The sequence below is a fragment of the Streptomyces sp. 2P-4 genome (assembly GCF_030167965.1).
Taxonomy (GTDB): domain Bacteria; phylum Actinomycetota; class Actinomycetes; order Streptomycetales; family Streptomycetaceae; genus Streptomyces; species Streptomyces globosus_A.
In genome coordinates, this window is sequence record NZ_CP095011.1 from 3,818,731 (window position 1) to 3,831,638 (window position 12,908).

17 protein-coding genes, 1 tRNA gene and 1 pseudogene are annotated in these 12,908 nt (G+C 74.0%); 6 read left to right on the plus strand and 13 right to left on the minus strand.

Annotated features, from left to right (window positions below):
* Nucleotides 1–60: 60 nt before the first annotated feature.
* The 8 genes from MUK52_RS16800 to MUK52_RS16835 form a co-directional block, all read right to left on the minus strand.
* A complete protein-coding gene (locus MUK52_RS16800; RefSeq protein ID WP_114059018.1) occupies nucleotides 61–924 on the minus strand; it encodes an RNA polymerase sigma factor SigF in 864 nt (287 codons plus the stop codon).
* Between the two features lie 238 nt (nucleotides 925–1,162).
* The gene (locus MUK52_RS16805; protein ID WP_284577557.1) at nucleotides 1,163–1,324 is read right to left on the minus strand and encodes a hypothetical protein; all 162 of its coding nucleotides are present in this window, start codon (nucleotides 1,322–1,324) and stop codon (nucleotides 1,163–1,165) included.
* Nucleotides 1,325–1,584: 260 nt separating this feature from the next.
* Entirely contained in the window at nucleotides 1,585–1,869 is a 285-nt protein-coding gene (locus MUK52_RS16810) for a hypothetical protein (protein ID WP_114058234.1), read from the minus strand.
* 215 nt (nucleotides 1,870–2,084) lie between these two features.
* A tRNA-Ser gene (locus MUK52_RS16815) sits at nucleotides 2,085–2,169 on the minus strand.
* 69 nt (nucleotides 2,170–2,238) lie between these two features.
* On the minus strand, nucleotides 2,239–2,667 hold the full coding sequence (gene tadA / locus MUK52_RS16820) for a tRNA adenosine(34) deaminase TadA (protein ID WP_114059017.1): 429 nt from the start codon (nucleotides 2,665–2,667) through the stop codon (nucleotides 2,239–2,241).
* Nucleotides 2,668–2,747: 80 nt separating this feature from the next.
* Nucleotides 2,748–3,293 carry a tRNA adenosine deaminase-associated protein gene (locus MUK52_RS16825; protein WP_114058233.1) on the minus strand — a complete coding sequence of 182 codons (546 nt, stop codon included), beginning with the start codon at nucleotides 3,291–3,293 and terminating at the stop codon, nucleotides 2,748–2,750.
* Between the two features lie 398 nt (nucleotides 3,294–3,691).
* Complete coding sequence (locus MUK52_RS16830) at nucleotides 3,692–3,886, minus strand: hypothetical protein (RefSeq protein WP_114058232.1); 195 nt, start codon at nucleotides 3,884–3,886, stop codon at nucleotides 3,692–3,694.
* Nucleotides 3,887–3,997: 111 nt separating this feature from the next.
* Entirely contained in the window at nucleotides 3,998–4,942 is a 945-nt protein-coding gene (locus MUK52_RS16835) for a universal stress protein (protein WP_284577560.1), read from the minus strand.
* A gap of 183 nt (nucleotides 4,943–5,125) precedes the next feature.
* Between MUK52_RS16835 and upp the strand changes: the two genes are divergently transcribed.
* Nucleotides 5,126–5,761, plus strand: coding sequence for a uracil phosphoribosyltransferase (gene upp, locus MUK52_RS16840; protein ID WP_114058231.1), 636 nt, complete (start codon nucleotides 5,126–5,128; stop codon nucleotides 5,759–5,761).
* Nucleotides 5,762–5,860: 99 nt separating this feature from the next.
* Here the strand turns inward: upp and MUK52_RS16845 are convergent, their stop codons facing one another.
* Nucleotides 5,861–6,505 carry a LytR C-terminal domain-containing protein gene (locus tag MUK52_RS16845; RefSeq protein WP_114058230.1) on the minus strand — a complete coding sequence of 215 codons (645 nt, stop codon included), beginning with the start codon at nucleotides 6,503–6,505 and terminating at the stop codon, nucleotides 5,861–5,863.
* Between the two features lie 166 nt (nucleotides 6,506–6,671).
* Complete coding sequence (locus tag MUK52_RS16850) at nucleotides 6,672–6,968, minus strand: type II toxin-antitoxin system VapB family antitoxin (protein WP_114058229.1); 297 nt, start codon at nucleotides 6,966–6,968, stop codon at nucleotides 6,672–6,674.
* Between the two features lie 88 nt (nucleotides 6,969–7,056).
* On the opposite strand from MUK52_RS16850, the gene MUK52_RS16855 reads away from it, so the two are divergent.
* Together MUK52_RS16855 and opcA are read left to right on the plus strand one after the other, a co-directional pair.
* Entirely contained in the window at nucleotides 7,057–8,658 is a 1,602-nt protein-coding gene (locus MUK52_RS16855) for a helicase HerA-like domain-containing protein (RefSeq protein WP_246042742.1), read from the plus strand.
* Nucleotides 8,659–8,714: 56 nt separating this feature from the next.
* Nucleotides 8,715–9,665 carry a glucose-6-phosphate dehydrogenase assembly protein OpcA gene (gene opcA, locus MUK52_RS16860; RefSeq protein WP_284577568.1) on the plus strand — a complete coding sequence of 317 codons (951 nt, stop codon included), beginning with the start codon at nucleotides 8,715–8,717 and terminating at the stop codon, nucleotides 9,663–9,665.
* Nucleotides 9,666–9,687: 22 nt separating this feature from the next.
* Here the strand turns inward: opcA and MUK52_RS16865 are convergent, their stop codons facing one another.
* On the minus strand, nucleotides 9,688–10,284 hold the full coding sequence (locus MUK52_RS16865; protein ID WP_284577570.1) for an HhH-GPD-type base excision DNA repair protein: 597 nt from the start codon (nucleotides 10,282–10,284) through the stop codon (nucleotides 9,688–9,690).
* Between the two features lie 101 nt (nucleotides 10,285–10,385).
* Between MUK52_RS16865 and MUK52_RS16870 the strand changes: the two genes are divergently transcribed.
* From MUK52_RS16870 to MUK52_RS16880, 3 genes are all read left to right on the plus strand, one after another.
* Nucleotides 10,386–11,204, plus strand: coding sequence for a VOC family protein (locus tag MUK52_RS16870; protein WP_114058225.1), 819 nt, complete (start codon nucleotides 10,386–10,388; stop codon nucleotides 11,202–11,204).
* 2 nt (nucleotides 11,205–11,206) lie between these two features.
* The gene (locus MUK52_RS16875) at nucleotides 11,207–11,626 is read left to right on the plus strand and encodes a TOBE domain-containing protein (protein WP_114058224.1); all 420 of its coding nucleotides are present in this window, start codon (nucleotides 11,207–11,209) and stop codon (nucleotides 11,624–11,626) included.
* 106 nt (nucleotides 11,627–11,732) lie between these two features.
* On the plus strand, nucleotides 11,733–12,398 hold the full coding sequence (locus tag MUK52_RS16880; protein ID WP_284577574.1) for a PucR family transcriptional regulator: 666 nt from the start codon (nucleotides 11,733–11,735) through the stop codon (nucleotides 12,396–12,398).
* An 81-nt stretch (nucleotides 12,399–12,479) separates the two neighbouring features.
* On the opposite strand, the pseudogene MUK52_RS16885 reads toward MUK52_RS16880, so the two are convergent.
* Together MUK52_RS16885 and MUK52_RS16890 are read right to left on the minus strand one after the other, a co-directional pair.
* Nucleotides 12,480–12,587 (minus strand): annotated as a pseudogene (locus tag MUK52_RS16885) (phosphorothioated DNA-binding restriction endonuclease family protein); the annotation flags it as partial.
* A gap of 62 nt (nucleotides 12,588–12,649) precedes the next feature.
* Entirely contained in the window at nucleotides 12,650–12,874 is a 225-nt protein-coding gene (locus MUK52_RS16890; protein ID WP_162793317.1) for a hypothetical protein, read from the minus strand.
* Between the last annotated feature and the right edge of the window lie 34 nt (nucleotides 12,875–12,908).

The following is a 12,908-nucleotide window of genomic DNA, read 5'->3' on the forward strand; positions in this document are numbered from 1 at the left end:
GATAGAGCGGATTGCGCCGGTTCTGTCGGGAAACCTGCGGCGGATCTCCACCCGATCCGGTTACGCCTCGATCCTGTTTGCGGATCGGAGTCGAGCGAAGCTCCGGGCGAGCAGGCGGGAGACGTGCATCTGGGAGACTCCGAGCTCCGCGCTGATCTGGGACTGCGTCAGGTTGTTGTAGTAGCGCAGCAGCAGGATCCGCTGCTCGCGCTCGGGCAGCTGCACGAGCAGGTGCCGGACGAGGTCGCGGTGCTCGACGCCGGCGAGCTCGGGGTCCTCGTACCCGAGCCGGTCGAGCAGGCCCGGCAGGCCGTCGCCCTCCTGGGCGGCCTCCAGCGAGGTGGCGTGGTAGCTGCGTCCGGCCTCGATGCAGGAGAGCACCTCGTCCTCGCTGATCCGCAGCCGTTCCGCGATCTCGGGAGTCGTGGGGGTGCGGCCGTGGAGGGTGGTGAGGTCCTCGGTGGCGGCGTTGACCTGGACCCACAGCTCGTGGAGCCTGCGCGGCACGTGCACGGTGCGGACGTTGTCGCGGAAGTATCGTTTGATCTCGCCCACCACGGTCGGCATGGCGAAGGTCGGGAACTGCACCCCGCGGTCCGGGTCGAAGCGGTCGATGGCGTTGATCAGGCCGATGGTGCCGACCTGCACCACGTCCTCCATCGGCTCGTTGCGGCTGCGGAAGCGGGCGGCCGCGTACCGCACCAGCGGCAGGTTCGCCTCGATGAGGGCCCCGCGGATCCGCTCGTGCTCGCGACTGCCCGGCTGGAGGCCCTTCAGCTGCCCGAAGAGGACCTGGGTGAGCGCCCGGGTGTCCGCGCCCCGGCTCTGCGGCCTGGGGGGCGCCGGAGCCTCCTCCTGGCCGTGCTGCTGGTCCTGCTGGGGGTCCTGCTGGGGTGGCACCTGAGGCGCAGTACTGGCCGGCACGGTCACGCCACCCCTTCAGATCAACCAGATCAACCACATCAACTATCCGTCAAAAGCGGTCATAGCATCACAACACATGTGCACTGTATGCAAGCACCGTATATCGCCGTGTTGAGGGCAAGTTGGGCACAATGGGGCGTTATTGGCGAAGTTGCCACGAGGGCGGGGTACACAAAAACCCCCACCCGTAGGAGTGGGGGGCCGTTCGGCCCGACGGGGCTGCCTCGGCTTACGGGTTTCAGGTCACCAGTTCGGTCATGAACGCCCCGATGCCGTGGGCGGCGTCCGAGATGCCCTGGAAGCCGATCTTCACGATGTCGGCGGCCTTGATCGGCTGCGTGATGATCACGAAGAGCACGAAGACGACGAGCCCTCCCGTGATCATCTTCTTGGTCTCCATCAGCGGTGTCGGCCTCCCCAACCGGTCCTGCCAGGTCGGGTGAGTCTATCCGGTCGGCCCGGCGCGCCGGTCTGGGCTTCGGGACCAATGGCCCTGCCGCGCGGGCCTTTTGCCGCGCCGTGCTTCGGGCGCGGCCCCGCACGATGGAGGCGGGTCCGCCGGTTGCGGCAGGAGACCGGCGGGCCCAGCCCGGCGGGTCCGCCGCGGGCCCGGGACCGCACCTCCCCCGGAAGAGTCCCGGCCCGCGGCCCCGCCGCGCGCTACTGGATGGCGCCGAGCAGCCCGAGTACCGGCGCGACGGGCGCGACGACGGGCTCCAGGTGGTTCGGGAGCTCCGCCAGCTGGTTCAGCTGGTTCAGCTCGTTGAGCTGCCCGCCGATCTCCTGGACGGAGCCCGGCACGGCCCCCTCCGGCATCCCCGCGGGACGCGGCAGGTCCGGAAGGGTGAGAGGCGCCACGGGCGCGGCGGAGGCGGCGGGTGCGGCGAGTCCCGCGGCGGCCCCCGCGAGGGCGATGGCGGCGAGCATGCGCTGGGTCTTGGTCATGCCGTGACAACGCCCGGCGGGCGGTGCGGTCACGCGGGGGGCGCCGGGGGCGTCCCGCGCTCACCGGTGCGGAGTACGGGGGTCCGCGGCCGCGGACCCGCTGAGAGGCGCTCCCGTACGAGGTCCTCCCGTACGAATCCCCCGGCACCAGGCGCTCCGCACCCCGGAAACCGCCGAGAGCCCCGGCCCTTGCGGGACGAGGCTCTCGATCGGAGCGGTAGCGGAGGGATTTGAACCCCCGATGGGTTGCCCCATACTCGCTTTCGAGGCGAGCTCCTTCGGCCACTCGGACACGCTACCGAGAGAGATCCTAGCCCAAGGTCGGCCCAGTTCCGAAATCCGCTCCGGGGACGGCCCCGCCGGGGGGCCTCACAGCTGCCGGAAGAAGTCCGTCAGCTGCCGCGCGCACTCCTCCGCCAGGACCCCGCGGACCACTTCCGGTCGGTGGTTGAGCCGGCGGTCCCGAACGAGGTCCCACAGGGAGCCGGCGGCGCCCGCCTTCTCGTCCGCCGCGCCGTACACGACCCGCGCCACCCGCGCCTGGACGAGCGCGCCCGCGCACATCACGCACGGCTCCAGGGTCACCACCAGGGTGCACCCCGGAAGCCGCCATTCCCCCAGCCGGGCGGCCGCCCGGCGCAGCGCCAGCACCTCGGCGTGCGCTGTCGGGTCGCCGGCGGCCTCCCGTTCGTTGTGCCCGGCGGCGAGCAGCTCCCCGTCCGGGCCGAGCACGACGGCGCCGACCGGCACGTCGCCGGCCGGCACCGCCCGTGCGGCTTCCCGCAGCGCCAGGCGCATGGGGTCCCGCCACGGGTCCCGTACGGGATCGGGGGCGGGGCCTGGCGCGGAGGGGTGCGGGGGGTGGTGCTCGGTGGTCACTAGCGCACTGCCTCCAGCACCTCGGTCGCGCCGAGGGACTCGGCGATCTCCGAGAGCGCGTCCCCGTCGAGGGTCATCAGCTGCTTGTGGGTCACCCCGAGGTCGTCCAGCAGGCGGGGGTCGCCGAGCGGCCCGGCCGGAACCGGCTCCGCACCGGAGCCGGGCCCGTCGTCCCCGTCGTCCGACCCGCCGTACGCGGTGATCGCCTCCTCCTCGCCGTCCTCGGTGCCGTCAAGGTCCAGTTCGTCGAGTTCGTCGTCCTCCTCGTCGCTGCCCAGCAGCTCGTCGGTCAGCATCGAGCCGTAGGAGCTGCGGGAGGCGGCGGCGGCGTTCGAGACGAAGTACCGCGGGTCCTCCTCGCCGTCCACGCGGACGACGCCGAACCAGGCGTCCTCCTGCTCGATGAGGGCGACCACCGTGTCGTCGTCGACAGCGGCGGCACGGGCGAGATCGATCAGATCGCTGAGGGACTCGACGTCGTCGAGTTCCATGTCGCTCGCTTCCCACCCGTCTTCGGTGCGCGCGAGCAGTGCGGCGAAGTACACCGTGACTCTCCCACTGGTCATAGGCGTGCCGGTTGGAGGTCCCCCCGGCCGGAGGTGGGGAGGGTTGGAACGGCCGTGCTGCTCGCCGTTTCGTGCCCCGCCCAATCGGCATCGTGGCAGAAACAGCGGCTTTGCGAGAGGTCTTCCGCGCTTGCGTCGTGCCGTGCCGCCCGCGGCGGCGGGCGCGGGGCGGCCCGTCGGCCACGGCGGCGCGGGGCGGCCGGCGCCCGGCGGGGGCGTCCCGGGGGCGTTCCGGGGGTGCGCGGCGTACGGCCGACCGGCGGTCGCCCGCGCGCGTGGCCGTGCCGCGGGCCTGCGGGCGCGCCGAAATCCGCCCGGTGGTCACGGGCGTCACACGGGCCCCTCAGGCCGCAGGCGTCACCGCCAGGGCACGCGCGTCACCAGCGGAATGTGCGCATCCGCATCTGCTGGCGCATGCGCGCGGCGCGGGCCCGGCGGGGCTGGACCCGGTCGCGCAGGGCGCGCGCTTCCATCAGGTCGCGCAGGAACTGCGCGCGGCGCGCCCGGCGCTGCGCCGCGGTTTCCGGCGCGTCGTCCTCGCCGCTGTCTCGGCTCGGCTGCGTGTCGGGCATCGGCCACCACCCACCCCGGCTGGTCAGGTCTTCCTCCTCCGCCCGTGCGGAGGAAACCCCTCCGCACCCACCTTCCCCCCGCAGGCCCCCTTGACGCCACCCCCGTGCAGGTCAGACGTCGTCCGAGAGAGCCGGGACGACGGCCACGGGGCCGTGCGCGTGGTGCAGTACGGCGTGCGCGACGGAGCCGATCGCGAGGCCGCGGACGCTGCGCCTCGGGTGGTGGCGGCCCACCACGACGAGGGCCGCGGACCGGGAGGCCTCGACCAGTCCGCCCGCCGCGTCGCCGGGTACGGCGGCCTGGGCGACTGCGGTGTCCGGCGCGCGCTCCCGGTGCGGGGCCAGGCGCCGGCTCTGGGCGCGCAGCATCTCGCGTTCGGCGGGCGCGGTGTCGGCGCCGTCCGCGAGCCCCTCCGGGGTGAGCACCGTGAAGGGGGTGTCGGCCACCACCACGGGTGACGGCGGGACGGCGTACGCGGAGAGGACCTGGAGGTCCGTGCCGCGCGAGGCCGCCTCGGCGAGGGCGAAGGCGATGACGTCGTCCGGGGTCTCTTCGACGTGCAACCCGAGGACCACCCGGCCGGCGGAGGGGCCCGCCGTGCCGCCGGCGGCGGCGTCGCGCGCCTCGTGCGGGACGACGACGACCGGGCAGGGGGCCGTCCCGGAGACGGCCCTGCTGTTCGATCCGAGCAGCAGGGCGGCGAAGCCGCCTCGCCCGCGCGAGCCCATCACCAGCATCCGCGCGCCCGAGCCGATCACGCGCAGCGCCTCGGGGACGGAGCCGGTCAGGGACTCGTAGCGGACGTCCTCCGGGGTTCCGGAGGCCTCCGAGAGCAGGGTGCGGATCCGCTCCGCGACCGGGTCCTCCCATTCCGCGGGTGCGCCCGGATCGGCGAGGGAGGAGCGGCGGGCGACGTACAGCTGGGCGCTGTCGGGCAGGACGTGGGCGACGACGAGTCCGGTGCCGTGCCGCACGGCCGCTGCGCAGGCCCAGTCGAGGGCGCGCAGGCTGTGCTCGGATCCGTCGACGGCCGCGATCACCGGTGCATTGGTCACGTGACCAGCGTGCTGGGCACACGGCCGGGCCGCATCCTCAGGGGCCGGGCGGGGCCCGGGCGGGCGCCGGGGGCGCACGGCGGCGCGCACACCGCGTAGCCTCTTGGGTGTGGGTCGCGAAAACGTGCGGCCGTTTTTGCTGGTCGCAGGTCGAAACCCGACTCTTGAGCCTTGGAGGATGCTGTGCGTTTGCAGGTCGTCGATCACCCCCTGGTGGCGCACAAACTGACCACCCTGCGCGACAAGCGCACCGACTCCCCCACCTTCCGCCGACTCGCCGACGAGCTGGTGACGCTCCTCGCCTACGAGGCCACCCGGGACGTCCGCACCGAGCAGTCCGACATCGAGACCCCGGTCGCGCCGACCACCGGCGTGAAGCTGTCGCACCCGCGCCCGCTGGTCGTGCCGATCCTGCGCGCCGGCCTCGGCATGCTCGACGGAATGGTGCGGCTGCTGCCGACGGCCGAGGTGGGCTTCCTGGGCATGGTCCGCAACGAGGAGACCCTGGAGGCCTCCACGTACGCGACGCGCATGCCGGAGGACCTCTCCGGGCGCCAGGTGTACGTCGTCGACCCGATGCTGGCGACGGGCGGCACGCTGGTCGCGGCCATCCAGGAGCTGATCAAGCGCGGCGCGGACGACGTGACGGCCGTGGTGCTGCTGGCGGCCCCGGAGGGCGTCGAGGTCATGGAGCGCGAGCTCGCGGGCACGCCGGTGACGGTCGTGACGGCCGCGGTGGACGAGCGGCTCAACGAGCACGGCTACATCGTGCCGGGGCTGGGCGACGCGGGCGACCGCATGTACGGCTCGGCCGAGTAGGGGATTCCCGGCCCCGGTGCCGTGCGGCGCCGGGGCCTTCTCCGGCTTCCGGCCCTGTCGCCGACGCATGCCGCATGCCGCAGGCCGGCCGCCGCCGGGTCAGCAGGCCGGTGCGGCCGCCGGCTTGGGGTTGGCCAGCAGCGCCAGCTCCTGGTCCGCGGTCGCCTTCGGACTCAGCTCCGTGAACGCGTCGCCGAGGATCAGGTCGATGTCGGCGCCCTCGCGGGCGTCGCTCTGCAGGGTGTCGCCCGCGAGCTGCGTACCGAGGACGGAGTAGGCCGCCTTGTCGGTCTTCGGCGAGCCGAGCAGTATCCCCGTCCCGGGGACCTTCTTGTCGAAGTCGGCGGGGGCGTTGCCGACCTGGCCGACCGTGAACCCGCGCGCCTTCAGCTCGTCCCCGACGGCCTTGGCCAGGCCCGCGCGCTGGGTGGCGTTGTAGACGTTGACGGTGATGTCGGCGGGCTGCGGCAGGACGACCGCGGGGGCGGCGGCCGGCGCGGCCGAGGCCGCCCCGCTGCCCTTGTCGGGGCACTTCCCGCCGGCGGTGGCGCGCGGTTCGTCGCCGTCGCCGCGGAACACCTGGATGAGCTGCAGGGATCCGTAACCGAGCAGGGCGATCCCGAGGACCGCGCCGAGTACGGCGAACACGATCCTGCGGCGGCGCGGGCGCCGGCTCAGGCGGGGATAGGCCGCTCCCGTGACGCGGTACTTTCCGCCCATGCCGGGGGGAGTGAGCATGCTCATGGGCGCAGCGTAATACCGGGCGGAGAGGTTGCCCACCAAATGATCTGTTGATAGGGCAAGACCGACCCGAAAGGCGCAATTCGCGCCAAGCGGGAGGCGGGCGGGGGCGCGACGGGTCGCCGCGGCTGTCGCGGAGTCCCGCCCGGTGCGGTGGCCGGGTCCGCCGTCAGTCCATCTCGAGGACGCGCGCGTGCAGGACCTGGCGCTGCTGGAGGGCCGCGCGGACCGCGCGGTGCAGGCCGTCCTCCAGGTACAGGTCGCCCTGCCACTTCACGACGTGGGCGAAGAGGTCCCCGTAGAAGGTCGAGTCCTCGGCGAGCAGCGTCTCGAGGTCCAGCTGCCCCTTGGTCGTCACCAACTGGTCGAGCCGGACCGGGCGCGGGGCGACATCCGCCCACTGCCGGGTGGTTTCCCTGCCGTGGTCGGGGTACGGCCGCCCGTTTCCGATGCGCTTGAAGATCACACGGAAAGCCTACCGGGCCCGCGCCTGCGGGCGCAGCCTCCCACCGGCGGTGCAAAAGTGGCGTACAGGGTCAATGCGGGAGGGTCGTATGAGCGAGAGCACCGCCCCGGAAGCGCCGGCCGACCGGATCGCCGCCGGGTACGCCTTCACCGGTCCGGCGCTGGAACTGGGCGCGCTCCTGTGGGACGGCGCATGCCTTCCGGACCGGCGCGTCCGCGTCCCGCTCGCGGTCCTCAACCGCCACGGCCTGATCGCCGGCGCGACCGGGACCGGCAAGACGAAGACCCTCCAGCTCATCGCCGAGCAGCTGTCCGCGAGCGGCGTCCCCGTGTTCCTCGCCGACGTCAAGGGGGACGTCTCCGGCATCGCGGCCCCGGGCGAGCCGCACCCGAAGACGGCCGGGCGCGCCCGCGAGGTCGGCCAGGACTGGCAGCCGGGCGGCTGCCCCGCCGAGTTCCTCTCGCTCGGCGGCATCGGGCCGGGCGTCCCGGTGCGCGCCACGGTGACGGACTTCGGGCCGGTGCTGCTGTCGAAGGTGCTCGGGCTCAACCGCACCCAGGAGCAGTCGCTCGGCCTGGTCTTCCACTACGCCGACGCCAAGGGCCTGGAGCTGTACGACCTGAAGGACCTGCGGGCCGTCGTCGCGTTCCTCGTGTCGGACCGCGGCAAGGCCGAGCTGAAGGACATCGGCGGCATCTCCGCGGCGACGGCCGGGGTGATCCTGCGCGCCCTGACCGCGTTCGAGCAGCAGGGCGCCGGCGTGTTCTTCGGCGAGCCCGAGTTCGACACCGCCGATCTGCTGCGGACGGCGCCCGACGGGCGCGGCGTCGTCTCCCTGCTGGAGCTCCCGGCCGTGCAGGACCGGCCGCAGCTGTTCTCCACCTTCCTGATGTGGCTGCTCGCCGACCTGTTCGCGGCCCTGCCCGAGGCGGGCGACCTCGACAAGCCGAAGCTCGTCTTCTTCTTCGACGAGGCGCACCTGCTCTTCGACGGCGCCTCGAAGGCCTTCCTGGAGGCCGTCACCCGGACGGTCCGGCTCATCCGCTCGAAGGGCGTCGGCGTCTTCTTCGTGACGCAGAGCCCCCAGGACGTGCCGGCGGACGTGCTGGCCCAGCTCGGCAGCCGGGTACAGCACGCGCTGCGCGCGTTCACCCCGGACGACGCCAAGGCGCTCAGGGCCGCGGTGCGGACCTACCCCCGTTCGGAGTACGACCTGGAGGAGCTCCTGACGGTGCTCGGGACCGGAGAGGCCGTCGTCACCGTGCTCGACGAGAGGGGCGCCCCGACGCCGGTCGCGGCGACCCGGCTGCGGGCCCCGCAGTCGCTGATGGCTCCGGTCGGGGCCGCGGAGCTGGACCGGGCGGTGCAGGCTTCGCCGCTGTACGCGCGCTACGCGCAGCCCGTCGACCGCGAGTCGGCGTACGAGAAGATCAGCGCGGAGCAGGCGGCCGCGGAGGCGGCGGCAGAGGCCGAGGCGGAGGCCGAGGCGGCGCGGGCGGAGGCCTCGCGGACGGAAGCGGAGACGGAGGCCTCCCGTCCGCAGCAGCCCCGCCGGCCCGCGGAGAAGCCGTCGCCGGTGCAGCAGGTGATGGGGAGCGGAATCTTCCGCTCGCTGGCCCGGTCGGTCGGCACCCAGCTGGGCCGGGAGATCTCCCGCTCCCTCTTCGGGACCGCCCGGCGCCGCAGGTGACGGATGGGCGCCCCGCCGGGTGACGCACCGGCCGCCCCCGCTGCCACACTCGACCCATGCGGACCGAACTCACCGACACCACGTCCAGCAAGGTCGACCGGGCCCTGCTCGAAGCCCGGCGGGCCATCGGAAGCCCCGCCATGGGCCTGGTCCTGACCCTCGTCATCGCCACCGACGAGGAGAACGCCTACGACGCGATCCGCGCGGCCACGGAGGCCTCCCGGGAGCACCCCTGCCGCATCATCGCGGTGGTCAAGCGCTCCTCGCGCGGCCCGCACCGGCTCCGCCAGACCCGGCTCGACGCCGAGCTGCGGGTCGGCTCGGACGCCGGAACCGGCGAGGTCGTCGTGCTGCGGCTGCACGGGGCGCTCACCGAGCAGGCCGGCTCCGTGGTCCTGCCGCTCCTCGTCCCCGACGCCCCCGTCGTGGCCTGGTGGCCCGCCGACGCCCCGGCCGACCCGGCCCGGGACCCGCTGGGCGCGCTGGCGCAGCGCCGGATCACGGACTCCGAGGCGGCCGCCGACCCGCTGGCCGCGCTGGCCGCGCAGGGGGCCGCGTACGCCTCCGGGGACACCGACCTGGCCTGGACCCGGCTCACCCCCTGGCGGGCGCTGCTCGCCGCCGCGCTGGACCAGAAGCCGCTGCCGGTGACCGGCGCGGCCGTGGAGAGCGAGGCCGGGAACCCGAGCGCGGAACTCCTCGCGCGGTGGCTGGAGGACCGGCTGGGCGTGCCGGTGGAGCGGGTCGCCACCGGCGGGCCCGTCATCACCGGGGTGCGGCTGGGGACCCCCGAGGGCGACATCCGCGTGGACCGGCCCGACGGGGTGCTGGCCACGCTGAGCCTGCCGGACAGCCCGGACCGCACCGCCGCCCTGAAGATCCGCAGCACGGCCGAGCTGCTGTCGGAGGAGCTGCGGCGGCTGCACGCGGACGAGGTGTACGCAGCCGCCCTGCGCCGCCGCCCGGCTCCGTCCGCCGCCGGGGCTCCTGTCCCGGCACCGGCGTAGCGCAGGGGCCGCCGGGCCGCGCTCAGCTCCCGCCGCGCGCCTTGGCGGCCCTGGCGGCCGCCTTCAGCTCCTGCTTGTGCGCCCGCACCCGGGCCAGCGACTCCGGCCCGGTGATGTCCGCCGCCGAGCGGTACACGTCCACCTCCCCGTAGCCGCCGGCGGCCTCCCGCCAGCCCTGCGGCCGTACGCCGAGCTGCTTGCCCAGCAGCGCCAGGAAGATCTGCGCCTTCTGCTCGCCGAAGCCGGGCAGCGCCTTCAGCCGGTCCAGCAGCTCCGCCCCCGTCCCGACCCCGTCCCACAGCGCCGCCGCGTCCCCGTCGTAGTGCTCGACCAGATACGCGCACAGCTGCTGCACCCGCTTCGCCATCGACCCCGGATAGCGGTGGACGGCCGGCTTCCGCGACAGCAGTGCGGCGAACTCCTCCGGGTCGAACGCGGCGATGGCATGGGCGTCGAGGTCGTCCGCGCCGAGCCGCTGCGCGATCGTGTACGGCCCGGCGAACGCCCACTCCATCGGCACCTGCTGGTCCAGCAGCATCCCGACGAGCGCGGCGAGCGGGCTGCGCCCGAGCAGCTCGTCCGCCTCCGGGTGCTGGGCCAGCCGCATGGTGATGTCCATGGCTCCAGCCTCTCGCGCGGCCGCGCTCCGCGCGCGGGCGGCGCACCGCGCGCCTAGCGTGGAACACCGGACGGAGCCCACGACACAGGAGTCGATCGACCATGGCGGAGTTCTCGGAGGGCGCGCCCTGCTGGGCGGACGCGATGTTCAGGGACGTCGAGGCGGCGAAGGCCTTCTACGGGGAGGTGCTGGGCTGGACCTTCGGCGAGGCGGCGAGCGAGTACGGCAACTACACGCAGGCGTACTCGGACGGCAAGGCGGTCGCCGCCGTCGTCCCCCCGATGCCGGGCACCGAGGCCCCGTCCCAGTGGTGCCTCTACTTCGCCTCGCCCGACGCGGCGGCCACCGCCGAGAAGATCAGGTCCGCGGGCGGCGAGGTCATGATGGGCCCGATGCAGATCGGCACGTACGGCACGATGCTCATCGCGAAGGAGCCGAGCGGCGCGGTCTTCGGCGTCTGGCAGCCGGACGAGCACCGGGGCTTCGAGAAGATGGGCGAGCCGGGCTCCTACACGTGGGCCGAGGTCTTCACCCGCGACCCGGAGCGGGCCGACGCCTTCTTCCCGCAGGTCTTCCCGTACGGCGCCCAGCAGATGCACCCCGACGGCAGCCCCGAGGAGGAGGGGATGGACTTCCGGGTCTTCAGTGCGGGCGGGCCCGAGCACCCGGTGCTCGGCCGGATGGCGATGGGCGGGGACTTCCCGCCGGAGGTCCCGCCGTGGGTGCAGGTCTACTTCGCCGTCCCGGACTGCGACGAGGCCGTGGCCAAGGCCAGGAAGCTGGGCGGCGCCCTGCACTTCGGCCCCATGGACAGCCCCTACGGCCGGTTCGCGGCCCTGGCGGACCAGCAGGGCGCGGCGTTCGCGGTCATCGACACCTCGACCACCCAGGGCGACATGCCCGCCATGACGGACGTGTAGCAGTGCACCTGAGCATTCGGAACCGGCTGGTCGGCCGGGTGACGGCCGTGGTCGGCGGCGAGGCCATGACGACCGTGGGGGTCAGGCTGGAAGGCGGCGCGGACATCGTCGCGGCCATCACGAGCGACGCCGCCCGGGAGCTCGACCTGAGCCCCGGCGCGGCGGTGACCGCCCTGGTCAAGGCCACCGACGTGGCGCTGGCGGCGGGCGCCGTCGAGGGCATCAGCATCCGGAACCAGATCTCCGGTACGGTCGCCGGCATCACCGGGGGCGGGGCCATGGCATCGGTGCGCGTCGTCGTCAACGACGGCGAGCTGACCGCGGCCGTCACCCGCGATGCCGTCGAGGCGCTCGGCCTCGCGCCGGGCTCGCACGTGGTGGCCCTGATCCAGGCCACCGAGGTGGCCCTGGCCACGGCCTGACCGGCAGACGCCGCGAACTCCGGCTGTTCCTCCTTGCATTTACGATGTTGAACCCCGCCTCCTCCTGGTGAGGGCGGGGGTCCGTCCGCCGCAAGGAGTACCAGCAGTGCCCGTACGCACCCCGCCTCTGCCCGAAGACCCGGCGGCGCCGGCGGCGCCGGCGGCGCCAGGGGCGCCAGGCGGCGTGTACCGGGCCATCGCCGCGGCGGACGCGGCATCCCTCGCCGCCGCCCTGCACGCCCTGCCCGACTTCCCGCACACGGCGGCCGGCACGACGGCGGTCGTCTGCGAGCCCCCGGACACGGACCCGGCGACCCTCGCGGCCCGCCTGCGGGCGGCGGGGCAGGCAGCGGAGGCAGCCGGCCTGGTGGGCATCGGAGCGGCGGTCCCCGCCCCGGAGGACCTGCCGGCATCGCTGGCCCAGGCCCGCTTCGCCCTGGCATGCGCCGCCGGGGCACCCGGAGGCGTGGCCGCGGCCGACGAACTCGACACCCTGTCCCGCCTCCTGCCCGGCATCCCCGCGGAGGTCCGCGACATCTACGCGACCCGCCTGCTGCGCCCCCTCGGCGAGGGCCCGCTGCGTGCCACGCTGGAGGCGTTCCTCGCCCACGACTGCTCCTGGTCCCGCACGGCGGAGGCCCTGGGCATCCACGTGAACACGGTGCACTACCGCATCGAACGCATAGAAGCCCTGACGGACCGCGACCTCACCCGCCTCCCGGACCGCCTGGACCTCTACACGGCCCTCTGCTGCGCCGGCGGGCGGGCATGACCGGGGCGGATCCCGCCCTCGCCGAGGCGCCCTATCCGATCTTCTGCCACGGTTTGCAGCCGGAGGCCTGGAACGCCTTGCCCGCTGGAACCGGCTGAGGGCGTAGAGCAGAGGCAGCGGCTTGTGGGGAGCACGCGCCCCGCCCTTGGTCCACTGCCTCAAGGTCGCGGTCCGCTCCAGCCGGTCCATGACGGGCGATCGCAGTGGTGGCGCCGCCGCCAGCGCCGTGGCCCGGCAGCTTGGTCGCCACTTCACCAGTAGATCAAGCACACGAGAACCGTGGCTCCCACCGCGAAGACGGCTCCCGTCCACGCCACCGCCAGCCCCACGGACCGAAAGGTCGCGTAGGACGTGAAGTAGTCGGCCCTCCCGGTTCCCGCGTGCGCCTTGGCCGCTGCATCCCGCCAGCCCCGGTAGTCGGCAGCGAGGACGGTGCCCATGAGCGACGCCGACAGAGGGCCCAGAATGATCAACACGGCTGCTGTCACCCGCTCATTCTGCGGAGTGCGG